The 23158-nt window shown below is 62.4% G+C and carries 19 protein-coding genes, 2 tRNA genes and 1 pseudogene; 5 read left to right on the plus strand and 17 right to left on the minus strand.

Annotated elements, in window-relative coordinates; genetic code table 11:
- The first annotated feature begins 93 nt into the window (after positions 1 to 93).
- Positions 94 to 180 (plus strand) — tRNA-Leu (locus AB4N80_RS02295).
- A 176-nt stretch (positions 181 to 356) separates the two neighbouring features.
- Positions 357 to 443, plus strand: a tRNA-Leu gene (locus tag AB4N80_RS02300).
- A gap of 326 nt (positions 444 to 769) precedes the next feature.
- Here the strand turns inward: AB4N80_RS02300 and AB4N80_RS02305 are convergent.
- From AB4N80_RS02305 to AB4N80_RS02365, 13 genes and pseudogenes are all read right to left on the minus strand, one after another.
- A complete protein-coding gene (locus AB4N80_RS02305; protein WP_460083202.1) occupies positions 770 to 1654 on the minus strand; it encodes a methyl-accepting chemotaxis protein in 885 nt (294 codons plus the stop codon).
- 21 nt (positions 1655 to 1675) lie between these two features.
- Positions 1676 to 2368: pseudogene (locus tag AB4N80_RS02310) on the minus strand (methyl-accepting chemotaxis protein); the annotation flags it as partial.
- 486 nt (positions 2369 to 2854) lie between these two features.
- Positions 2855 to 4147, minus strand: a complete 1293-nt coding sequence (locus tag AB4N80_RS02315; protein ID WP_003186407.1) for an adenylosuccinate synthase — start codon at positions 4145 to 4147, stop codon at positions 2855 to 2857.
- Positions 4148 to 4201: 54 nt separating this feature from the next.
- Positions 4202 to 5389 carry an ATP phosphoribosyltransferase regulatory subunit gene (locus AB4N80_RS02320; RefSeq protein WP_122567304.1) on the minus strand — a complete coding sequence of 396 codons (1188 nt, stop codon included), beginning with the start codon at positions 5387 to 5389 and terminating at the stop codon, positions 4202 to 4204.
- Between the two features lie 314 nt (positions 5390 to 5703).
- Positions 5704 to 6573, minus strand: a complete 870-nt coding sequence (gene hflC / locus AB4N80_RS02325) for a protease modulator HflC (RefSeq protein WP_018610083.1) — start codon at positions 6571 to 6573, stop codon at positions 5704 to 5706.
- On the minus strand, positions 6573 to 7745 hold the full coding sequence (gene hflK, locus AB4N80_RS02330) for an FtsH protease activity modulator HflK (RefSeq protein ID WP_122567305.1): 1173 nt from the start codon (positions 7743 to 7745) through the stop codon (positions 6573 to 6575). Before hflK ends, hflC begins: the two co-directional genes overlap by 1 nt.
- A gap of 85 nt (positions 7746 to 7830) precedes the next feature.
- Positions 7831 to 9132 (minus strand): ribosome rescue GTPase HflX, encoded by a 1302-nt coding sequence (gene hflX, locus AB4N80_RS02335; protein ID WP_122567306.1) that lies wholly within the window; start codon positions 9130 to 9132, stop codon positions 7831 to 7833.
- A 12-nt stretch (positions 9133 to 9144) separates the two neighbouring features.
- Positions 9145 to 9405 carry an RNA chaperone Hfq gene (gene hfq, locus AB4N80_RS02340; RefSeq protein WP_003186419.1) on the minus strand — a complete coding sequence of 87 codons (261 nt, stop codon included), beginning with the start codon at positions 9403 to 9405 and terminating at the stop codon, positions 9145 to 9147.
- 91 nt (positions 9406 to 9496) lie between these two features.
- Positions 9497 to 10468, minus strand: coding sequence for a tRNA (adenosine(37)-N6)-dimethylallyltransferase MiaA (miaA, locus tag AB4N80_RS02345; protein WP_305469464.1), 972 nt, complete (start codon positions 10466 to 10468; stop codon positions 9497 to 9499).
- Positions 10468 to 12381 carry a DNA mismatch repair endonuclease MutL gene (mutL, locus tag AB4N80_RS02350; protein ID WP_122567308.1) on the minus strand — a complete coding sequence of 638 codons (1914 nt, stop codon included), beginning with the start codon at positions 12379 to 12381 and terminating at the stop codon, positions 10468 to 10470. The genes miaA and mutL overlap by 1 nt, the downstream gene beginning before the upstream one ends.
- Positions 12378 to 13808, minus strand: a complete 1431-nt coding sequence (locus AB4N80_RS02355; protein WP_122567309.1) for an N-acetylmuramoyl-L-alanine amidase — start codon at positions 13806 to 13808, stop codon at positions 12378 to 12380. Before AB4N80_RS02355 ends, mutL begins: the two co-directional genes overlap by 4 nt.
- Entirely contained in the window at positions 13808 to 14278 is a 471-nt protein-coding gene (gene tsaE, locus AB4N80_RS02360; protein ID WP_460080524.1) for a tRNA (adenosine(37)-N6)-threonylcarbamoyltransferase complex ATPase subunit type 1 TsaE, read from the minus strand. The genes AB4N80_RS02355 and tsaE overlap by 1 nt, the downstream gene beginning before the upstream one ends.
- On the minus strand, positions 14266 to 15765 hold the full coding sequence (locus AB4N80_RS02365; protein WP_460080526.1) for an NAD(P)H-hydrate dehydratase: 1500 nt from the start codon (positions 15763 to 15765) through the stop codon (positions 14266 to 14268). The genes tsaE and AB4N80_RS02365 overlap by 13 nt, the downstream gene beginning before the upstream one ends.
- Positions 15766 to 15828: 63 nt before the next feature.
- Here AB4N80_RS02365 and queG point away from each other — a divergent pair, with 63 nt between their 5' ends.
- Positions 15829 to 16908 carry a tRNA epoxyqueuosine(34) reductase QueG gene (gene queG / locus AB4N80_RS02370; protein ID WP_122567312.1) on the plus strand — a complete coding sequence of 360 codons (1080 nt, stop codon included), beginning with the start codon at positions 15829 to 15831 and terminating at the stop codon, positions 16906 to 16908.
- On the opposite strand, the gene AB4N80_RS02375 is transcribed toward queG, so the two are convergent.
- Both AB4N80_RS02375 and orn read right to left on the minus strand, forming a co-directional pair.
- Positions 16890 to 17504, minus strand: a complete 615-nt coding sequence (locus AB4N80_RS02375; RefSeq protein WP_204126993.1) for a trimeric intracellular cation channel family protein — start codon at positions 17502 to 17504, stop codon at positions 16890 to 16892. The two genes, queG and AB4N80_RS02375, sit on opposite strands and share 19 nt — an antisense overlap.
- 221 nt (positions 17505 to 17725) lie before the next feature.
- Positions 17726 to 18268: an oligoribonuclease gene (gene orn, locus AB4N80_RS02380; protein WP_122567314.1), complete on the minus strand. Its 543-nt coding sequence runs from the start codon at positions 18266 to 18268 to the stop codon at positions 17726 to 17728.
- A gap of 109 nt (positions 18269 to 18377) precedes the next feature.
- On the opposite strand from orn, the gene rsgA reads away from it, so the two are divergent.
- Positions 18378 to 19409 carry a small ribosomal subunit biogenesis GTPase RsgA gene (rsgA, locus tag AB4N80_RS02385; RefSeq protein WP_122567315.1) on the plus strand — a complete coding sequence of 344 codons (1032 nt, stop codon included), beginning with the start codon at positions 18378 to 18380 and terminating at the stop codon, positions 19407 to 19409.
- A gap of 138 nt (positions 19410 to 19547) precedes the next feature.
- On the opposite strand, the gene motB is transcribed toward rsgA, so the two are convergent.
- Together motB and motA are read right to left on the minus strand one after the other, a co-directional pair.
- Positions 19548 to 20594, minus strand: coding sequence for a flagellar motor protein MotB (gene motB, locus AB4N80_RS02390; protein ID WP_122567316.1), 1047 nt, complete (start codon positions 20592 to 20594; stop codon positions 19548 to 19550).
- Between the two features lie 3 nt (positions 20595 to 20597).
- Entirely contained in the window at positions 20598 to 21449 is an 852-nt protein-coding gene (motA, locus tag AB4N80_RS02395; RefSeq protein WP_122567317.1) for a flagellar motor stator protein MotA, read from the minus strand.
- A gap of 166 nt (positions 21450 to 21615) precedes the next feature.
- Here motA and AB4N80_RS02400 point away from each other — a divergent pair, with 166 nt between their 5' ends.
- On the plus strand, positions 21616 to 23154 hold the full coding sequence (locus tag AB4N80_RS02400; protein WP_122567318.1) for an HDOD domain-containing protein: 1539 nt from the start codon (positions 21616 to 21618) through the stop codon (positions 23152 to 23154).
- The last annotated feature ends 4 nt before the right edge of the window (positions 23155 to 23158 follow it).

Here is a 23158-nt window from a genome sequence, read left to right on the forward strand (position 1 = left end):
AATTTAGCGGTTTTTTTCTCCGGAGGGGTTTACAGTTAAAAACACGCTCCGTATAGTGCGCGCCATCGACGACGTACACACGTTGCCGATACTGCCCAGATGGTGAAATTGGTAGACACGCCAGCTTCAGGTGCTGGTGACCGCAAGGTCGTGGAAGTTCGAGTCTTCTTCTGGGCACCAATTTCGAGCAACAGGTCAACGGCCTGGCAGCTCAACAAAAACCCGCGAAAGCGGGTTTTTGCATTTCTGCCCCCTGCAATTGCGTTTGGCAATTACTAAAACAAAAACAGGGGTTTACAGATCAAAACGCGCTCCGTATAGTGCGCCACATCAACAGCGGCAACGCTGAAGATGCTGCCCAGATGGTGAAATTGGTAGACACGCCAGCTTCAGGTGCTGGTGACCGCAAGGTCGTGGAAGTTCGAGTCTTCTTCTGGGCACCAATTCAAGCTTCAAGGTCACGGCCTTGAACCTCACAGAAACCCGCGAAAGCGGGTTTTTGCGTTTCTGCTATCTGAAAATTGCGAACAATTGGATCGGAGTACGACCGGGAGAACCCGGTCGACTGTCAGGCCGCCATCGCGAGCAAGCTCGCTCCCACACTGGGTCGGTGACGATCTACAGATTGCGGCCACTGCAATCCCTGCGGGAGCGAGCTTGCTCGCGATGGCGGTAGGTCTGCTTGCATCAATGCTGAATGTGCCACCGTCTTCGCGAGCAAGCCCGCTCCCACACAGGCTTTGTCGCGTATAAGCCTGTGGAAACCCGATCAAGCCCTGAACTGCCCCAAACTCGCCTTCAACTGCGCCGCCAAACTATCCAGCACCTTGCCACTGGCCGTGGTCTCAACCACAGCCTGGGCCGCTTTCTCAGCCTGGGCATGAATGGTCTCCACCCGCCCACGCACCGCTTGCGCGCCCTGGGCCTGATGAGCCGCCGCCTGAGTCGCCAGGCCAATGGCCGCATGCACCTGCTCTACAGAGGCCTGCACCGACTGCTGCAAGCGCGCGCTGTCACGCAGCACCAACAGACCCTCATTGGCCTGGCGCCCGGCCTGGCCAATCGCAGCCACCGCCTCGCGAGCGCCCTGCTGCAGGGCCACGATATGCGCCTGGATGTCGCCCGTAGAGCTCTGGGTCTTGCTCGCCAACGCCCGCACCTCATCCGCCACCACCGCAAAACCGCGCCCGGTTTCCCCGGCCCGCGCCGCCTCGATGGCCGCGTTCAAGGCCAGCAAGTTGGTCTGCTCGGCGATGCCGTGAATCACGGTCAGCACCACTTCAATCTGTTCGCTCTGCTGCGCCAGCCGCTCGATCACTTTCGCCCCGGTATCGACCTGTCCGGCCAAAGCCTCGATCAAGCCGCTGACCTTGGTCGAAGTGCGGGTGTTTTCATCGGTGGCCTGGCGGATCTCCACCACTTGCTGCAGGGCCGCCTGCATCGCCTGGCTTTCCGATTGAGCCTCGTCAGCCATTTGCGACAGCGCACGCAGGCTCTCGGCCACTTCATCACGCTGCATCCCGGCCGCCGCATCGGCACCGGAGTTGCGCAAGGTCATCGCACCGATTTCCACACCGGTACGCTGGGCCACATCACCCGCCTCACGCACAATGGGCTGCAACTTATCCACAAAGCGATTGACCGCCGAGGCCATGTCGCCGATTTCGTCCTTGCTGTTGATTTGCACACGCTTGGTCAGGTCACCCTCGCCCGCCGCCAGGTCATTCATGGCCGCGATCAGCAGCTTCAAGCGATTGACCACCCGACGCCCCAGCACCACGGCCAGCAACACCAGCACGCCGAAGCCCACCAGCGCCAGACCCAAGCCGATGCGCCAGCGCAGGGTGCCCGCCGCGTCCTGCACGGTGCTGGCGGTGTTGGTCTGCATTTGCGTGGCCGTGGCCTGGGCCGACGCCAGGCGACCGCGCATGGCGGTGGCGCTGTCGGCCGCCGCCCCTTTGAGGCTGTCACCGACCAATTGGTCGCTGCTGGCGATCAAGGCCGAGAAGCGCTGGTCCAGCGCCTTCAGGTCGGCTTCAACGGACGCCGTGGAAACCCCCATCAAGACTTTGCCGATTTCCACCCCATTGGGGTTGATCGAGGCTTCAAGGTAATACACCGACGGATCGTTCTTTGCCGCGTCCAGCACCTTATCCAGCGCCCGCTCGCCTTTACCCTTCTCCAACAACGCCTTGTTGATCGGGTTTTCCCGGTTCAGATACCGAGTCAAGTGCTCACCGGCAGCATCGTCATAGATGACGAACAGCACGTTGGGATTGCGCTGGGCCCGACGGGCGAATTCAGAGAGGGTGGGCACGTCGTTGTCCCACATGGCGCGCGGCGCAACGGAAGCCAGGAGTTGCGCCATATCATTGGCGGAATCCCTCAAGTCCTTCTCCAAGGTCCCACGCAACTGCGCCTGCTCGTCCTTCAGGCGAGCGGAAAGCCCGACATTGAGCCGCTGGCGGGTATTGGCGGACAGGCTGTCCAGGCTCGAGGTGACCTCGCGCCCGGCCTGCTCCAGTTCGGCGGAGAGCTTCTGGCTGTCCGCTCCCAACCGCGCGCCCAGGTCGGCTTCCAGCGCCGTGACGGTGCTTCGGGTCAGCGCAACGGCCACCAATACCTGCACCAAAAGGGCGATACCGAGGGTAACGAACACAGGCCGCAACAAACGGCTTTGTAACAGTGAGAGAACGGCCGACACGTGAAATCCCTCTACCAAACGCCATTAATTTGATGGCACTCGGGAAAGCGGTGCCTTAATGGAGTTGCATAGCAAGTGTCGTGCCGCCCGACAGGCAGAAACGACAAAGGGCCCCGACGAGGGCCCTTTGTGTTTCACATCAACGACTTATCAGGCAAACGGATGACGCAGAACGATGGTTTCGTTGCGGTCCGGCCCCGTCGAAATAATGTCGATCGGCGCTCCGACCAACTCTTCGACGCGTTTGATGTAGTTGCGCGCAGCCACCGGCAGCTCTTCCAGGGTCTTGGCACCCACGGTCGATTCAGTCCAGCCTGGCATCTGCTCGTACACCGGCTCCAGGCCGATGTAGCTGTCGGCGTCGGTCGGTGCGTCGATGACGGCGCCGTCCTGGTTCTTGTAGCCCACGCAGATGTTGATGGTTTCCAGGCCGTCCAGTACGTCCAGCTTGGTCAGGCACAAGCCCGAGATGCTGTTGACGTCGATGGCGCGACGCAGGATGACGGCATCGAACCAGCCGCAACGACGGGCACGACCGGTGGTGGCACCGAATTCGTGGCCGCGCTTGGCCAGGAAGGCACCGACGTCGTCGAACAGCTCAGTCGGGAATGGACCCGAACCGACGCGAGTGGTGTAGGCCTTGGTGATACCCAGGATGTAGTCCAGGTACATCGGACCGAAACCCGAACCGGTGGCGATGCCGCCAGCGGTGGTGTTGGAACTGGTGACGTACGGGTAGGTACCGTGGTCGATGTCCAGCAGCGAACCCTGGGCACCTTCGAACATGATGTCCTTGCCGGCGCGACGCAGCTCGTGCAGCTCGGCGGTGACGTCGAGCATCATCGGCTTGAGCAGCTCGGCGTATTCCATGCACTCGTCCAGGGTCTTCTGGAAGTCGATGGCCGGTTCTTTGTAGTAATTGACCAGGACGAAGTTGTGGTAGTCCAGCAACTCGCCCAGCTTGGCGGCGAAACGCTCACGGTGGAACAGGTCACCGATGCGCAGGCCACGACGGGCCACCTTGTCTTCGTAGGCTGGGCCGATGCCACGACCGGTGGTGCCGATCTTCAGCTCGCCACGGGCCTTTTCACGGGCCTGGTCCAGCGCCACGTGATAGGACAGGATCAGCGGGCAGGACGGACTGATACGCAGGCGCTCGCGCACCGGTACGCCTTTTTCTTCCAGCTTGATGATTTCCCGCAGCAAGGCATCGGGCGCAACCACCACACCGTTGCCGATCAGGCACTGTACGCCTTCGCGCAGTACGCCCGACGGAATCAGGTGCAGGACGGTTTTTTCACCGTCGATCACCAAAGTGTGGCCTGCGTTGTGGCCACCCTGGTAGCGCACTACGGCGGCAGCATGTTCGGTCAGCAGATCAACGATCTTGCCTTTGCCCTCATCACCCCACTGGGTGCCCAGGACTACGACATTCTTACCCATAACACTTGTCCTCATTCGCGCAAACTTGGTGCCGGCCGCGGCCGGCGGGAAAACTCAAGAAGCCAGCGGCAATACTTGCCAAAGCCCGTTCTGCTGAATCAATTGTCGGTCGCAGTCCGCTTCACGGGCGGCGGCCAAAGGCTGCCCAGGCAAGGCCTGGACGACACGCTGACCCTCACTGCGCAACTGGCAGACCGCCTGCCAGAGTGCCGCATCCGTACTGTCAGGCATCCAGATACCGCCAGACGGTAGCTCGACTTCAGCACGCCCCAGGGTCACCAGGGTTTTCAAATCGGTAGAGAAACCGGTCGCCGGACGGGCGCGACCGAAGTCGGCGCCGATGTCGTCATAACGGCCGCCCTGGGCGATGGACTGGCCAACGCCCGGCACGAACACGGCGAACACAACACCGGTGTGATAGTGATAGCCGCGCAACTCACCCAGGTCGAAATACAGCGGCAACTCGGGGAAACGCACCGACAGACGCTCGGCAATCGCCAGCAAGTCATCCAGCGCGGCCAACACCGGCGCCGGCGCATGAGCCAGGCGTTCACGGGCAGCGGTCAATACTTCACGCCCGCCGCACAGGTCCACCAGTGCCCGCAGCATGCCCGACAGATCGGCCGGCAGGCCCTCGGTCAGGCTGATGACTTCGTCGATGGCCTTGCGTTGCAGGGCATCGAACAGTTGTTGCTCCACTTCACCGGACAAACCGGCCGCACGGGCCAGGCCGCGGTAAATGCCGACATGCCCCAGGTCCATGTGGACATCCGGCACGTCAGCCAGTTGCAGCATGGCCAACATCAGACTGATGACTTCCACGTCGCTGCTCGGGCTGGCATCGCCATACAACTCGGCGCCCAGCTGGATCGGGCTGCGCGAAGACGACAAGGCACGCGGCTGGGCATGCAGAACGCTGCCGGCGTAGCACAGGCGGCTCGGACCTTCACGGCGCAGGGTGTGGGCGTCGATGCGCGCCACTTGCGGCGTGATGTCGGCACGAAAGCCCATCTGCCGGCCCGACTGCGGGTCGATTACCTTGAAGGTGCGCAGATCCAGGTCCTGGCCCGCGCCGGTGAGCAGGGATTCCAGGTACTCGATATGCGGGGTGACGACGAATTCGTAACCCCAACTCTGGAACAGATCCAACACCTGCCGACGCGCTACTTCGATACGCGCAGCTTCCGGTGGCAGTACTTCTTCGATGCCATCAGGCAGCAGCCAGCGGTCTACCGTTGCCATTACGCCATTCCCCTATGGTCCGGGCGGCCAGCCCTCGGGCAAGCCTTGAGTGAAGCAGAAAACACTGGGCCCATACGCAAAACACGCGCATGAGCGACGTGACGAATGGCCCGCAATCGGCCTCGCCCAGCGCTTTCCTCGAAAAACCTGTCGAGTCGTTCAACCCGACGCCTGCACCTATGAACCGCAATCGAACGTGCAGACGCAAAAAAGCCGGGAATTTCCCGGCTGCCGCATCATACACACGTTTTCCCAAAGGATCACCCCGCCCGACGCTTTAGCCGCCGGGCGGAGTGTTTCAGGTCAACGTCGCATCAAGGCTTGGACTTTTCCAGGTAATGGAAGAAGTCGCTGCTTGGGTCCAGGACCAGGACGTCGGATTTGTTCGCGAAGCTTTCACGGTAGGCACGCAGGCTACGGTAGAACGCGTAGAACTCCTGATCCTGACCGTAGGCCTTGGAGTAGATCGAAGCAGCCTGGGCATCACCATCACCCCGGACCTCCTCCGATTCACGATAGGCTTCGGCCAGCAGCACACGGCGTTGGCGATCGGCGTCGGCACGGATGCCTTCGGCCAGCTCGTTACCCTTGGCGCGGTGCTCGCGGGCTTCACGCTCACGCTCGGTACTCATCCGCTCGAACACACTGCGGTTCACTTCCTTCGGCAGGTCGATGGCCTTGACCCGGACATCGACCACTTCGATACCCAGCTCCTTTTCCGCCATCGCATTCAGCGAACGGGTGATGTCGGCCATGAGCGCATCACGCTCACCGGACACCACTTCATGCAACGTGCGCTTACCGAACTGGTCACGCAGGCCCGATTCCAGACGACGGGACAGACGCTCGTCGGCGATCTGCTTCAAACCAGAGGTCGCGGTGTAGAAGCGCTCGGCATCCTTCACGCGCCACTTGGCGTAGGCATCCACCATCACGGCTTTCTTTTCCAGCGTCAGGAAGCGTTGTGTAGGCGCATCCAGCGTCATCAGGCGAGCGTCGAACTTGCGCACCTTGTTGACGTACGGCACCTTCACATGCAGCCCCGGCTGGACATCAGCCTGGACCACGCGACCGAATTGCAGCAACACCGCGCGCTCGGTCTGAGCCACGATGTAGAAGCAGTTCCAGGCAGCGATCGCCACGACGACACCGACAATAAGGGCGATCAGCGATTTATTGCTCATCAGCGACTCTCCCTGGTACGTGCTTGCTGTTGTTGCAGGTCCGCCGCCGCACGGGTGCCGGCCTCATTGCTGACCGCCGCCGAACTGGCCGGTGGCGTACTGGTGTTGCGACCGCTCTCGACCATCTTGTCCAGCGGCAGGTACAGCAGATTGCTCTGGCCGTTCTTGTTGCCAGTCACGAGGACCTTGCTGGTGTTGCTGAAGACTTCCTGCATGGTGTCCAGGTACAGACGCTGGCGGGTCACTTCAGGGGCCTTGCGATACTCGGCTACCAGTTTGGTGAAGCGATCGGCCTCACCCTTGGCACGGGAGACCACTTCGTCACGATAACCGTTGGCGTCCTCGATGATGCGCTGGGCCTGACCACGGGCTTCCGGCACGACGCCGTTGGCATAGGTTTCGGCCTGGTTGCGCGAACGCTGTTCGTCTTCACGGGCCCGGATCACGTCGTCGAAGGCTTCCTGGACCTCACGCGGTGCCGCTGCGCTCTGGACGTTGACCTGGGTAACGGTGATACCGGTGCGATAGGTATCGAGGAACCGTTGCAGGCGCTCCTTGATTTCGCTGGCCATCAGTTCACGACCTTCGGTCAGCACCTGGTCCATGGCGGTGGAACCCACCACATGGCGCAAGGCGCTTTCGGTCGCGTGCTGCAGGCTGATTTCCGGCTGGTCGACGTTCAGCACGAAGTCCTGCAGGTTGGTGATCTTGTATTGCACGGTCAGCGGCACTTCGACGATGTTCTCGTCTTCGGTCAGCATCTGGCCCTGCTTGGTGTACGCCCGCTCACGCGTGACGTTCTCCATGTACTTCTGGTCGATCGGCGGGAAATAGATGTTCAGGCCCGGGCCAACCGTCTCGTAGTACTTGCCGAAGCGCAGCACTACGGCCTGCTCCTGCTCGTCCACGACATAGACCGCGCTGTACAGCCAGACAGCCGCCAGCACGACGAGACCGATGCCGAGCAGGCCGAAACCGCCGCCCTTGCCCGAACGACCGCCGCCCTCGTCACCGCGTTTTTTACCACCACCGAACAAACCGTTCAGGCTTTCCTGCAGCTTTCGGAAGGCCTCGTCGAGATCTGGCGGCCCCTTGCGGTCGCCGTTGTTACGACGTTTGCCACCCCAAGGATCCTGATTATTCGAGTTGCCACCCGGCTCATTCCAAGCCATAGCGCTCTCCATCTGATAAAGCAAAGACGCACCCACGGCGCGCCGACCAATGCTACAGAATGCCTGACACCGCTTTCTCAGGCTTTTATTGCAAAGTGTGTTGCTCGATGAATTCCATCGGTTGCAGCCCTTCGCGACTGACCAGTCGGTTGAGCTCCGCCCGAGGCAGGCGAACAGCCAGCAGGCAGACACCTTCTTCGTCGTGCTCTTCTTTTTGCACCGCCCCCAGCTCGAAAAACTGCGCACGCAGCCGGGCGAAACGTTGCGGCAACTTCAGGGTGCCGACAAACAGATCGTTGCCCAACAGCTCGGCCACGGCCTGCTTGAGCAGGTCCAGGCCGCTGCCATCGCGGGCCGACAGCCAGACCCGTTGCGGCTTGCCGTCGGCATCGCGCTGGATCTGCGGCTCCACGCCTTCGAGCAAATCGAGTTTGTTGTATACCTCGAGGATCGGCAAGTCCTGGGCTCCGATCTCACCCAGCACCACCATCACCTGCTCGATCTGCAGCATCCGGTCCGGCTCGGCGGCATCGATCACGTGCAGCAGCAGGTCGGAGTTGCTCGACTCTTCGAGCGTAGCCCGGAAAGCCTCGACCAGTTTATGCGGCAAGTGACGGATGAAGCCCACGGTGTCGGCCAGCACGATCGGCCCAAGGTCGTCCAGGTCGAGCCGGCGCAGGGTCGGGTCGAGCGTGGCGAACAACTGGTCGGCGGCATACACGTCGGATTGGGTAACGTTATTGAACAGGGTCGATTTGCCGGCGTTGGTATAGCCCACCAGTGAAACCGTCGGGATATCCGCACGCTTGCGGCCACGTCGCGACTGCTCGCGCTGGCTGCGGACCTTTTCCAGCCGCCCCTTGATCTGGCGCAGGCGAACCCGCAACAGGCGTCGGTCGGTTTCCAGCTGGGTTTCACCCGGGCCGCGCAGGCCGATACCGCCTTTTTGCCGCTCAAGGTGAGTCCAGCCGCGAACCAGCCGCGTACTCATGTGCTCAAGCTGGGCCAGTTCGACCTGGAGCTTGCCTTCATGGGTGCGGGCGCGCTGGGCGAAGATATCGAGGATCAGCCCCGTGCGGTCGATCACGCGACACTCGAAGACTCGTTCGAGGTTACGCTCCTGACTGGGCGTGAGGATGTGATTGAAAATCACCAGATCGACCTGTTCGGCCTTGACCAGGTCGCGCAACTCCTCGACCTTGCCACTGCCGATCAGAAACTTGGCGGTTGGCCGATGACGCGGCACGTTGAAAAACGCGACGGTCTCGGCGCCGGCCGAAAGAGCCAATTCCTGAAACTCCTGCGGATCTTCGCGCGCCTCAGGGTCCTGTCCATCCAAGTGAACGAGAATGGCTCGCTCACCACCACCGTGGCGCTCAAAGAACAAAGGAGGCTCCTATCAAGCGTTACCCGGTTCAGCGTCACCGCCTTCGGATTCGGTTGCGCTAGGCAGACGAATTGGGCGAACGGGCACCACTGTCGAGATCGCGTGCTTATAGACCATCTGGCTGACGGTGTTTTTCAGAAGGATAACGAACTGGTCGAAAGACTCGATCGTGCCTTGCAGTTTGATCCCGTTGACCAGATAGATGGACACCCCAACTTTCTCTTTACGTAAAGTGTTCAAGTAAGGGTCTTGTAGCGAATGCCCTTTTGACATGTGCCGCACTCCTTTAAGGATCAATAATAAAAATCGGAATCAGATGGCTTGGGCCGTCACACCCCCAAGGATAGACGGCAATTGCAAGGACTCAGCTCAATATGGAGATGGTCCTGAGGTATTTCAAGGCGCGTGGCAGATTGTCGCAATCGAGACTGTCGAGCCAATGCAAGTCAGTCCAGCTGCGCAGCCAGGTGAACTGGCGTTTCGCCAATTGGCGCGTGGCTATAATCCCACGCTCCTGCATCTCGGCTGACGTCAGCTTGCCGTCCAGGTAATCCCAGACTTGTCGATAACCTACCGCACGTATAGACGGCAACCCGGCATGCAGGTCACTTCGCTCACGCAGGGCTACGACCTCGTCTATGAACCCCTGTTCCAACATTAATGTGAATCTTTGTTCAATTCGCCGATGCAGCACTTGCCGGTTCGCCGGAGCGATGGCCAGATTCGCGACAGTATAGGGCAATTGTTGCAGTCCCGAAGCGGCTGCTTCAGTACTTTGCGCAGATTGTCGCTGGCGCAGGGCGGTCATGCTCTGGCCGCTGACCCGATAAACCTCCAGGGCCCGACTGAGCCGCTGCGGGTCATTGGGGTGAATACGCGCCGCCGATTCCGGGTCGATGACCGCCAGTTGCTCGTGCAAGGCTTGCCAGCCCAGGCGCGCGGCCTCTTCTTCGATCTGCGCGCGCACCTCGGGATCGGCCGCCGGCATGTCCGCCAGCCCATCGACCAAGGCCTTGTAGTACAGCATCGTGCCGCCCACCAGCAGCGGAATCTTGCCCCGCGCGGTGATCTCGGCCATGGCCTGGAGCGCGTCACGGCGGAAATCGGCTGCCGAGTAGGCTTCGGCCGGGTCGAGGATATCGATCAGCCGGTGCGGATATTCGGCCAGCAGTTCTTTCGACGGCTTGGCAGTGCCGATGTCCATGCCCCGGTAGACCAGGGCCGAATCGACGCTGATCAACTCGCAGGGCAGGACCTTGGTCAATTCGATGGCCAGGTCGGTCTTGCCGGCGGCGGTTGGCCCCATCAGGAAAATCGCGGGTGGCAACGGGCTCATCAACGACCGCGCAGGAACAGTTTGTCCAAGTCGTCCAGGCCCAATTGGGTCCAGGTCGGCCGGCCATGGTTGCATTGACCGCTGCGTTCGGTGTTTTCCATGTCCCGCAGCAGACCGTTCATTTCCGGCAGGGCCAGGCGCCGGTTGGCGCGGATCGCGCCGTGGCAGGCCATGGTGCCGAGCAATTCGTTCAGGTGCGCCTGGATCCGGTCGCTGGTGCCGTACTCCATCAAGTCCGCCAGCACGTCGCTGACCAGGCGATTGGCCTCGGCCTGCTTCAACAAGGCCGGGATCTGGCGGATCGCCAGGGTTTCCGGGCCCAGGCGCTGCAACTCAAAGCCAAGGCGCTGGAACCAGGCCACATGTTCTTCGGCGCAATCGGCTTCGCGCTGGCTGACGGCCAGGGATTCGGGCACCAACAGCGGCTGGCCGCTCAGGCCTTCGCTGGCCATGGCGATTTTCAGGCGCTCGTACATGATCCGCTCATGGGCTGCGTGCATGTCCACCAGGACCAGGCCCTGGGCATTTTCCGAGAGGATATAGATGCCTTTGAGTTGCGCCAGGGCATAGCCCAGTGGCGGGATATCGCCCTGGCCGTCGGGCATCGCCGCCGCGCCGGCTTCCGGCAAGGGTTTGAAGAACTCGCGATAGGCCGCCTGAGCCTCGGCTGCCGGCACGTTGGATTGTGGGCGCGGGGTGTATTGATACTGATAGCCACTACCAGCACCGCTGCCGGCGGTGTTGTAGCTCGGCTGAGGCTGGGGTTGCTCCAGCAGGGCATTGGCCGCCAGGCGCATTTCGCCCTGGGGCCCGAATTCGCCCGCGTCCAACCCCGTTGGCCGGACCATGCCGGCCACTGCCGCCGGAGCCGCCAGTTGATCTTCCGGACGCACATCGCCCAAGGCGCGGTGCAAGGTGCCGTAGAGGAAATCGTGGACCATGCGCCCGTCACGGAAACGCACCTCGTGCTTGGTCGGGTGCACGTTGACGTCCACCACCGCCGGATCGACTTCGAAAAACAGCACGAAGGTCGGATGCCGACCATTGAACAGCACATCGCGATACGCCTGGCGCACCGCGTGGGCCACCAGTTTGTCGCGCACCGCCCGGCCGTTCACGTAGAAATACTGCAAGTCCGCCTGGCTGCGGGAAAAAGTCGGCAACCCGACCCAACCCCACAGGTGCAGGCCATTGCGCTCCACCTCGATGGGCAAGGCCTGTTCCAGGAAGCCTGCGCCGCACACCGCACCGACACGACGGGCGCGGGCCGCATCATCGTGGGCCTCGTGCAGGCTGAGGATGGTCTTGCCGTTGTGGCGCAAATGGAACGCCACGTCAAAACGTGCCAGGGCCAGGCGCTTGATGACTTCTTGCAGATGATCGAATTCAGTCTTCTCGGCCTTGAGGAACTTGCGCCGGGCCGGGGTGTTGAAGAACAGGTCGCGCACTTCCACCGAGGTGCCCACCGGATGGGCCGCAGGCTGGACGCGAGAGGCCATGTCGCGGCCTTCGGTCTCGACCTGCCAGGCCTGCTCGGCATCGCGGGTGCGGGAAGTGAGGGTCAGGCGCGACACCGAACTGATGGACGCCAGTGCCTCACCCCGAAACCCCAGGCTCATGACCCGCTCGAGGTCTTCCAGGTCGCGGATCTTGCTGGTGGCGTGGCGCGCCAGGGCCAGCGGCAGGTCGTCGGAGGAAATACCGCCACCGTCATCGCGTACCCGCAGCAGCTTGACGCCGCCCTGCTCGACATCCACATCGATGCGCCGGGCCCCGGAATCGAGGCTGTTTTCCAGCAGTTCCTTGATGACCGACGCCGGACGCTCGACCACTTCACCGGCGGCGATCTGGTTCGCCAGCCGAGGGCTGAGCAGTTCGATGCGGGCGGTGCTGCCGATCACTTCGTCACTCATTGCTTGGCCGCCACTTCATTGCCCGGAATGGTCAAGGTCTGGCCAATCTTGAGCTCATCGCTCTTGAGATTGTTGGCACTGCGCAAGGTGGCGGGCGACACCTGGTAGCGCACGGCAATCATCGCCAGGGTTTCGCCAGGGTTGACCCGGTGATCCCGTGGTCCCTGGGCGATCTTGCCGGAGTCGCGCAGCCAGGCGATGTAGGTGCCTGGCGGTGGGTTCTGCTGGAAGAACTGGCGCACACCGCTGCTGATGGATCGGGCCAGGGCCTGCTGATGGCTGGAGGACGACAGTTTGGACGCCTCGTTGGAGTTGGAGATAAAGCCGGTCTCCACCAGGATCGACGGGATGTCCGGCGACTTGAGCACCATGAACCCGGCCTGCTCGACGCGTTGCTTGTGCAGCGGCGTGACCCGACCGATGTTGCTCAGGACTTTCTGGCCGACGTTCAGGCTGGAGGTCAACGAGGCAGTCATCGACAAATCGAGCAAGACACCGGCGAGCATCCGGTCCTTGTCGTCGAGGCTGACGTTGCCGGCACCGCCGATCAGGTCGGAACGGTTTTCGCTGTCAGCCAACCAACGGGCGGTTTCAGACGTGGCGCCGCGATCGGACAGGGCAAACACCGAGGCCCCGAACGCCGCCTTCGAAGGCGCGGCGTCGGCGTGGATGGAGACGAACAGGTCAGCACCTTTCTTGCGGGCGATTTCGGTACGCCCACGCAGGGGAATGAAGTAGTCGCCGGTGCGGGTCAGTTCGGCGCGGAAGCCTTTCATGCCGTTGACCTGGCGCTGCAGTTCACGGGCGATGGACAGCACCACGTCTTTTTCACGTTGCCCACGCGAGCCCGAGGCCCCGGGGTCTTCGCCACCGTGACCGGCGTCGATCACCACGATGATGTCGCGCTTGCCGGCCGGGGCCGGTGGCAGCTTGAGCGCAGGTTCGGTCGGGGTCACCGGCACCGCGGGCACCGTGGCAACCTTGGTCGGCGGCGGTGGCGGTGGGTCGGCATCGGCCGGGTTGTCGAACAGGTCCACCACCAGCCGGTTGCCGTACTGGGCGTTGGGGGCCAGAGTGAAGCTTTTCGGGGTCACGGCTTTTTTCAGGTCAATGACCACCCGCAGGTCGGTCGGCGTACGCTGGGCCGAGCGCATCGCGGTAATCGGCGTGTTGGCGGTGGCGACGTTCAGCGGTGCGCCCAAGGAGGCTCCGTTGATGTCGATCACCAGGCGATCCGGGGCGGTCAGGGTGAATACGCTGTGCTGCACCGGCCCCGTCAGGTCGAACACCAGCCGTGTGTTGTCCGGCGCCCGCCAGAGACGAACGCTGTTGACCTTTGTCTCGGCCACAGCATCGACGGCCAGTGCCGTAAGCAACAGTCCTACGACAGCAACCACCGCGCGAAAGCGCATACCAAACCCCATCATCAATTAGTTTCCAATGCCAAAGCGGCACACCACGACTCACCACGGGAGCCTTGCGGCGTCAGTTTCAGCGAACGCCCGCCGTTCTGCGCGCCAATGGTAATGGTCAGGTCGGGCTTTGGCAAAAAGCCTGCACCCTTCTGGGGCCATTCGATCAGGCACAAGGCGTCATCTTCGAAATAATCGCGGATGCCGAGGAATTCCAGCTCCTCAGGATCCACCAGTCGATACAGGTCGAAATGGAAGACGCGAATGTCGCCGATCTCATAGGGCTCGACCAGGGTGAACGTCGGGCTCTTGACTGAACCGACGTGCCCGAGGCCGCGAATGATGCCACGGGACAAGGTGGTTTTCCCCGCGCCGAGGTCGCCTTCGAGAAAAATCAGGCCGTGGCCGGCGGTGATCTGCGCGATGCGGGCGCCAAATTGTGTCATGGCTTGTTCGTCCGCCACGTACAGGGTTACTTCAGACACGGTGAATGCTCCTCCAACAACTGACGAATGGCCGGGATCAGATCGGTCGCCGCCAACCCCCGGCCCGAGCGACCAGCCTGGGCACCGGCATTGGCATGCAGCCAAACCGCCAGGCACGCGGCCTCGAAACCTTCCATGCCCTGGGCCAGCAAGGCCCCGACCACGCCGGCCAGTACATCCCCCAGGCCCGCCGTGGCCATGGCTGGATGGCCCTGTCTGCAAACCGCCAGGCGCCCGTCCGGGCTGGCAATCAGGCTGCCGGCACCCTTGAGGATCACCGTGGCGGTGTATTTCTGGCTCAAGGCATGGGCCGCGGCCGGGCGATCGCCTTGCACCTGGGCGGTGGACATCTCCAACAGGCGCGCCGCCTCGCCCGGGTGCGGGGTGATGACACACTGCTCAGGCAAACGGACATCGCCGCTGCTCAGCAGGTTCAGCGCATCGGCGTCCCACACTTGTGGCAGCGACGCGTTGGACGCCGCCGACAACAGGCTACGCCCCCAAGCGGCCTGGCCCAGGCCCGGCCCGACCACCAGCACGCTGGCCTGTTGGAGCAAGCCCATCAATTGGTTCGCCGAATGGGTGCCCTGCACCATCACTTCCGGCAAACGCGTCAGTGCGGCGGACACATGCTCGCTGCGGGTCGCCATCGAAATCATGCCCGCGCCGCAGCGCAGAGCGCTTTCGGCGCTCATCTGGATGGCGCCGCCGAAGCCCCGGTCGCCACCGATCAGCAGCACATGACCGAACTTGCCTTTGTGGGAAGTGGCAGCGCGAGGCGTCAGACGTGGCAGATTATTGGGTAGGAGCAGCCGGGCACTGACCGGTGCCGCTTCAACAATATCCGGATCGGCGTGCAGATCATTGAATACCAGCTCACCGACCCGGTCCGCCGCTTCGCCAGTGAACAGCCCCAGTTTCAAGCCAATGAAGGTCACGGTCAGGTCGGCCGCCACCGCTGTACCCAGCACCCGCCCGGTGTCGGCGCACAACCCCGAGGGGATATCCACCGCCGCGACTGGCAGGCCGCTGACGTTGATCGTATCGATGGCCTGCACATACGGCTCACGCACATCGCCACTCAGGCCCGTGCCAAGCAACGCGTCCAGCAGCACGCCACGCAACTCGGCCTCATCCGACCACGGCTCCATCGGCACGCCCACCGCCACGGCCTCGGCATGGGCATTGGCGGCGTCGCCCTGCAATCGCCGAGGCTCGCCCACCGTTAGCACCCGCACCGGCCAACCGGCGCGCCGGGCCAGGGTCGCGACCAGATAGCCATCACCGGCATTATTGCCATGGCCGGCCAGCACAGTCAGCTCACGGGCGTCAGGCCAGCGTCGAACGATCGCTCGCCAGGTGGCGCGGGCAGCGCGCTGCATCAATTCGAAACCGGCGGTGCCTGCCGCGATCAGTTGCGCGTCGAGGGCCCGGACCTGCGCGGTGCTGTACAGCGCGTCGGGAAAATCATCTTTAGTGTGCGGCATGCGTCTTCGGGCTCCGATGTCTGGCAGAATTATACGCATCTCAGCTCTGGTTTCTCTCGCCTCATGCCTGCCATTCCCACAGACCTCCCCGCCCTCGCCCAATCCATCAAGGAATGGGGCCGCGAGCTGGGTTTCCAGCAGGTCGGCATCAGCGGCCTGGACCTGGCCGAGCATGAACAACACCTGCAACGCTGGCTCGACGCCGGCTACCACGGCGAAATGGACTACATGGGCGCCCACGGCAGCAAACGCTCGCACCCCGAGGAACTGGTGCCGGGCACGCTGCGGGTGGTGTCCCTGCGCATGGACTACCTGCCGGGCGACACGCAAATGGCGCAATTGCTCGGCCAACCGGAAAAAGCCTACGTCTCACGTTATGCGTTGGGCCGCGATTACCACAAATTGATCCGTAAACGCGTGCAGCAACTGGCAGAAAAAATTCAGGCGGCCATCGGCCCCTTTGGCTACCGCGCCTTCGTCGACAGCGCACCAGTGCTGGAAAAAGCCATCGCCGAACAGGCCGGCCTGGGCTGGATCGGTAAAAACACCCTGGTACTCAACCGCAAGGCCGGCAGCTATTTCTTCCTGAGCGAGCTGTTTGTCGACCTGCCGCTGCCCATCGACCCGCCCCACGGCACCGAGCATTGTGGAAAATGCACCGCGTGCCTGGACATCTGTCCGACGAATGCCTTCGTCGGGCCCTACGTGCTCGACGCTCGTCGCTGCATTTCCTACCTGACCATCGAGCTGAAAAGCGCGATTCCTGAAGAGCTGCGGCCACTGATCGGCAACCGGGTGTTCGGCTGTGACGATTGCCAGATCGTCTGCCCGTGGAACCGCTTCGCCCGACCGTCCGGGGAAAGCGACTTCAAGCCGCGGCACAACCTGGACAATGCCGGGCTGGCCGAGCTGTTCATGTGGGACGAGGCGACGTTCCTGAGCAGTACCGAAGGCTCACCGCTGCGCCGTGCCGGTTACGAGCGCTGGCTGCGCAATCTGGCGGTGGGCCTGGGGAATGCGCCGTCAACGATTCCGGTGCTGCAAGCCCTGGAGGCGCGGCGCGACTATCCGTCGGAACTGGTGCGCGAGCACGTGGCGTGGGCGCTACGCCAACATGCCGAGCGTCAGACCTCGTCGTTGTAGACGAACTTCGGCATTTCCCAGTGAAAGCGGATCGCCAGGAGCCGCAGCAGGAAACCGCCGAACAAGGTGATGAGGATCGCCTGTTCGCTCGGCAGTTGCAGGAAGACACACAGCAGATAACACCACGCCGCGGCAAACGAGACGCTGGCGTAGAGTTCGCGACGGAAGATCAACGGAATATCGTTGCAGAAGATGTCCCGGAGGATGCCGCCAAATACCCCGGTGATCACCCCACTGACCGACGCCACCAGCATGCCATGGCCCATTTCCAGGGCCGTCATGCAGCCGATCAGGGTGAACGCCACCAGGCCCACGGCATCGAGCACCAGGAACAGCGAGCGCAAATGACGCATCCAGCGCGCCAGGAACACCGTCAGCATCGCCGCCGCGGTGGTCAGTACCAGGTATTCCGGATGCTTGACCCAAGTGAGCGGGTAATGACCGAGCAGCACGTCGCGCACCGAGCCGCCACCCAATGCCGTGACACAGGCGATCAGCACCACGCCGAACCAGTCCATGCCCCGCCGCCCGGCAGACAAGGCGCCGGTCATGGCTTCGGCGGTGATGGCGATCAGATAAAGCATCAGCAACATGATGGCGGTCCATACGGGAAGGCGCGCAGTCTAGCCAGTTTGGGCAGGCACCAAAAGAGGGCAGCTCCGCCCTGCCCGACACAGAACCTGTGGCGAGAAGGTTTGTGGGAGCAAGGCTTGCCCGCGATGATGGCGGTGCGGTCATTCAGAAACCGAGTCACCTGTTTCGCGAGCAAGCTTTGCTCCCACAAAACCACAAGCTACAAGAACGCCGTGCGCTGGAATCAGAACTTGATGAAGTGCTTACGGTAGTGCTGCAACTCGGCAATGGACTCGCGGATGTCGTCCAGGGCCAGGTGGGTGCTGCCCTTCTGGAAGCTGTCGCGCACTTCTGGCGCCCAACGGGCGGCCAGTTCCTTGAGGGTGGAGACGTCCAGGTTGCGGTAGTGGAAGTAGCTTTCCAGGGATTTCATGTGGGTATAAAGGAAGCGCCGATCCTGGCAGATACTGTTGCCACAGATCGGCGACTTGCCCTTGGGCACCCACTGTTCCAGGAAAGCGAGGGTCTGGGCTTCGGCCTCGGCCATGCTGATCTTGCTCTCACGCACCCGCTGGGTCAGGCCCGAGCCGCCGTGCTGGCGGGTGTTCCACTCGTCCATGCCGGCGAGGATCTCGTCGCTGTGATGGATCGCGATCACCGGGCCTTCGGCCAGGGTATTGAGGTCGCTGTCGGTGACAATGGTGGCCATTTCGATGATGACGTCGGTGTCTGGGTTCAGACCGGTCATTTCCAGGTCGATCCAGATCAGGTTCTGCGGGTTTTGCATAGGGAAGCTCCTCGGCGTAGCCACGCAGTTTAGCTTAGGCAGGCCCTTGGGCGTGCTAAACTCGCCGCCGTTTTACCCTATTCGCTGCATTTCTTCATACGGAACACCCATGGCCAAACGCCAACTCAATCGTCGTCAGAACTGGCGCATCGAAAAGATCCAGGGCGAGCGCGCCGCCCGCGCCGCCAAACGCGAATCCAGTGCTGTCGAAGCCCTGGAGGGCGGCGACCTGGGCCCTGAACAGACCGGACTGGTGATCGCCCACTTCGGTGTGCAGGTCGAGGTCGAGGCCCGGGAAGGCGAACTGGCCGGCCAGGTGTTCCGCTGCCACTTGCGCGCCAACCTGCCGGCGCTGGTGACGGGCGACCAGGTGGTCTGGCGTGCTGGCAACCAGGGCATCGGCGTGATCGTCGCGCAGTTGCCGCGCCACACCGAGCTTTGCCGTCCGGACAGCCGGGGCCAGCTCAAGCCCGTGGCCGCCAACGTCGACATGATCGTCATCGTGTTCGCGCCATTGCCCGAGCCCCACGCCAACCTGATCGACCGCTACCTGGTGGCGGCCGAACACGCCGGCATCCGTCCGCTGTTGCTGCTCAACAAGTTCGACCTGATCGACGAACACAACGCCCCGGCGCTGAACGCCCTGCTGTCGGTCTATCGGGATTTGGGTTACCCGGTGCTGGAAGTCTCGGCCCATCACGGCAACGGCATGGAACAATTGCAACGGCAGCTGGACGGGCGCATTAGCGTGTTCGTCGGCCAGTCCGGCGTCGGCAAGTCTTCGCTGGTCAACAGCCTGCTGCCGGAAGTCGAGACCCGCGTCGGACCGTTGTCCGAGCTGTCCGGCCAGGGCACCCACACCACCACCACCGCACGACTGTTCCACTTCCCGGGCGGCGGTGAATTGATCGACTCGCCAGGTATCCGCGAATTCGGCCTGGGCCACGTCAGCCGGGCCGATGTCGAGGCTGGGTTCATCGAGTTCAACGAGCTGATCGGCACCTGCCGCTTCCGCGACTGCAAGCACGACCGCGAACCCGGTTGCGCCCTGCTCAAGGCCCTGGAAGAAGGTCGCGTGCATCAACAACGGATGAACAGCTACCGCTCGATCATCGCCAGTTTGCCGGAAAGCAGTTACTGACCCGGCAGGACACCTTTGTGGCGAGGGGATCCGTGGGAGCAAAGCTTGCTCGCGAAACAGGCACCTCGGTCTCCGAAAGACCGCATCGCCTTCATCGCGGGCAAGCCTTGCTCCCACAGGTCTGTATCGGCTCTCAGGTCACTGCGCCGGCGGCTCAGCCGGCTTCGGCGCGGCGTCGTCGAACAGGTTCAGCCGCTCGCGCAGTTCATGGGCCGGCACGGGTTGCTGGTCCGCCGGCAACGCGTTCGGATCGACCGCCGCGCCAGGTGTAGCGGGCGAAGCAGGCACTTCACCCGGCGCGCCCTCGCCCGGGGCAGGATCGGGCGCCGGATCGTCGGTTTGTGAGCCCTCGATCGCTTTCTGCGCCTTCTTGGTCAACACCACGATATCGATACGCCGATTGACCGGGTTGAGCGGATCCTTGCGGTCGAACAGCGCCGAAGACGCATAGCCGACCACCCGTGCCACCTGCTCGTCCGGATAACTACCGGCCACCAGGGCGCGACGGGCCGCGTTGGCGCGGTTGGCCGACAATTCCCAGTTACCGAAATCGCCTTTGCCAACGTAAGGCTTGGCATCGGTGTGACCGCTGATACTGATCTTGTTCGGCACCGCCTTGATGGTGTCGGCCATGGCCAGCAGGATGTCTTCGAAATACGGTTTCAGGCGCGCGCTGCCAGAGTCGAACATCGGCCGGTTATCAGCGTCCATGATCTGGATGCGCAGGCCATTCGGCGTGATCTCGAACAGGATCTGGTCCTTGAATTTCTGCAGTTGCGGATTTTCTTCAACTTTGTTCTGCAATTCCTGCAACAGCAACTCCAGGCGCTCGCGCTCGACCTGTTCGGCCATGCCTTCGACCTGCTCGGAATCCACCGTCACCTTGTCGGGCTGGGGCTGGGACTTGACCTCGGGGTTGAGGGTGTTTTCCGGCGCCAGGGTCGGCGAGCCGCCCAGGTCAATGATGTAGGGTGTGCCGCTTTCGGAAAAGCCGACCGGGTCCTTGAAGTAACCGGCGATGGCGATCTTCTGTTCCGGGGTTGCCGTGGACAGCAGCCACAGCACCAAGAAGAACGCCATCATCGCCGTCGCGAAGTCGGCGAAGGCAATTTTCCAAGCACCTCCATGGTGCCCGCCGGCTATGCGCTTGACGCGCTTGACGATGATCGGTTGATTATTTTCCATAACTTAACGACCGCGAACCGCTTGTTCCAATTCGGCGAAGCTTGGACGGTGCGCCGGGTACAGGACCTTGCGACCGAACTCCACCGCCAGCGATGGCGGCATGCCCGACGCCGAAGCCACCAGGGACGCCTTGATGGCTTCGTAGACGTTGAGTTCTTCCTTGGCATCATGGGCCAGGGAATGGGCCAGCGGACCGAAGAAACCGTACGCGGCCAAAATACCGAAGAAGGTACCCACCAGTGCCGCACCGACGTGCAGGCCGATGGATTTCTGGTCGCCATCGCCCAGGGAGGCCATGGTCACCACGATCCCCAATACTGCCGCGACGATACCAAAGCCAGGCATGCCGTCGGCGATGCCGTTGACCGCGTGGGACGGGTGCTCCAGGTCTTCCTTGAGGCTGTACAGCTCCATGTCGAACAGGCCTTCGAGCTCATGGGGCGCCATGTTGCCGGACGACATGATGCGCAGGTAATCACAGATGAACGCCGTCATGCGTTCATCCTTCAGCACCGAGGGATACTTGGCGAAAATCGGGCTGGCGGCGGCGTCTTCGATATCGCCCTCGATCGCCATCATGCCTTCGCGGCGACTCTTGTTGAGGATCTCGTAGATCAGCCCCAGCACCTCGAGGTAGAAGGTGTGGCTGAAGCGCGAACTGAACATGCTCAGGGATTTCTTGAGCACGTGCATCGTCATATAGCCAGGGTTGGCCTGCAAAAATGCACCGAGGGCCGCGCCACCGATGATCAGTACCTCGAAGGGCTGGATCAGGGCGGCAATCTTGCCATGGGAGAGCACGTATCCGCCGAGTACGCTCGCGAACACGACAATGATGCCGATAATTTTAGCCATAGATAGAAAGTACTTATTTAAGTCGGGTTCAAGGTCATATTCGGAAGCTGAAAAATCTCTTCTTCTACTTATCGGCAAAACTGCGCCAGACTATAGGCTGTTCTGGCGAAAAGCCAATTTGCCCCGTTCCGGGCGTAGAGAATTCATACGATGATCACGTCCAGCCATGACTAACGAAACCAAGGTTCCAACGCCCCGACCGACCACCCTCGACGGCTGGGTAAAACTGCTCAACGGCGTGCATCTGCCGGTACCCCAGGCCAGCCACGACTTGGTCTGCAAGGCCCTCGCCGACAGCCGCCGCTCGTTGCGCGACATCGCCGACCTGATGCAAGACAGTCCCGCCCTGGCCCTGAGCGTCATCCGCGAAGCCAACCATCACACCCATGGCAGCCTCGCTGAACCTGCGGAAAACCTCGAAGTGGCCATCAACCGCCTCGGCCTCAAGCGTACCGAGGAACTGCTCGCCCGCCTGCCGTCGTTGCCCGGGCCCGAAATCCCCCTCGCCTTGCGCCAACTGCAATTGATCAGCCAGCACGCCACGCAACAGGCCAATGGTTTTTTTGCCAGCCGCCTGGCACGGCTGTGGCAAGACATACACTGGGGCAGCCTGTTGTTCCTGTCGCCGCTCTGGCCCCTGGCCCTGACCCACCCGCGATTGCTTGGGGAATGGGAATTGCGGGTCGTCCATAAAGGCGAGCCCGCACACAAGGTAGAGCGCGAGCTGTTCGGCGTCAGCCTGATGGAAATCTGCCTGGCGCTGGTGGAGACCTGGCGCTTGCCCATCTGGGTGGCGCAAGGTTATCGCCTGCTGCTCAATGAACGCCGCGAGCTGGTGAAAGTCCTGCGCATCGCCCGGGACAGCGAACACCCGCTACGCCAGCAGAATCGCCTGGACGACGACCCGACCCTGCGCCGCTGGCTCAACCAGCCGGCCAACACCGTGTTGCTGGCCAACGGTCTGGCACTGGCCGCACAACAGGCCTGGGACAGCCCCGCTATCACCCGCTGGCAGTACCTCACCAGTTTGTATCTGCAGATGTCGATGGATGAGGTCCAGCAACAGCTGCACCAACAAGCGGTCAACAGTGCCCATCATCACGCCATGCCGGACCTCTGGCACCCGGCCGTAGCGCTGATCTGGCCTGCGGGCAGCCGCCGTATCCACCCCGGCTTGCTGCCCGCCGCCCCGCCCAGCGCCCAAGACCTGAGCCAGTGGCGCAAGCAATGCTCCGCCATGCTGGTGGAGCCGAGCCCCTTCCGCAATGCCATGCACCTGACGACTTCGGCGCGGGACGTCCTGGTAGCCTGTGGCATGCGCCGGGTGATGATCCTGATGGCCGACCGCAGCCAGACCAGCGTACGCGTACACCAGACCGCCGGTTTACCCAAGGAAGCCGCGGCCATGAGCTTTACCATCAGCCAGAGCAAAATACTGCAACGGTTGCTGGCCCAGCAGGCCCAGGTGCGCCTGAACCCGGACAACAACGCGCAGTTTTCGGCGCTGCTGCCGCCGGGCCTGCGCAGCCTGTTCCGCGGTGAACACCTGCTGTTGCGCTCACTGACCTGCAATGGCCGGGTGATCATGCTGGTGGCGGTGGACCAGGGCGGCGGGCCGTTCTCGGATATCACCGTGCAAGCCTTCGGCAAAACCGTGCAATGCATCGAAAGGGCCCTGCATACCTTTACCAACCGCGGCCGCTGAACTT

Source organism: Pseudomonas sp. H3_A02 (assembly GCF_054671965.1).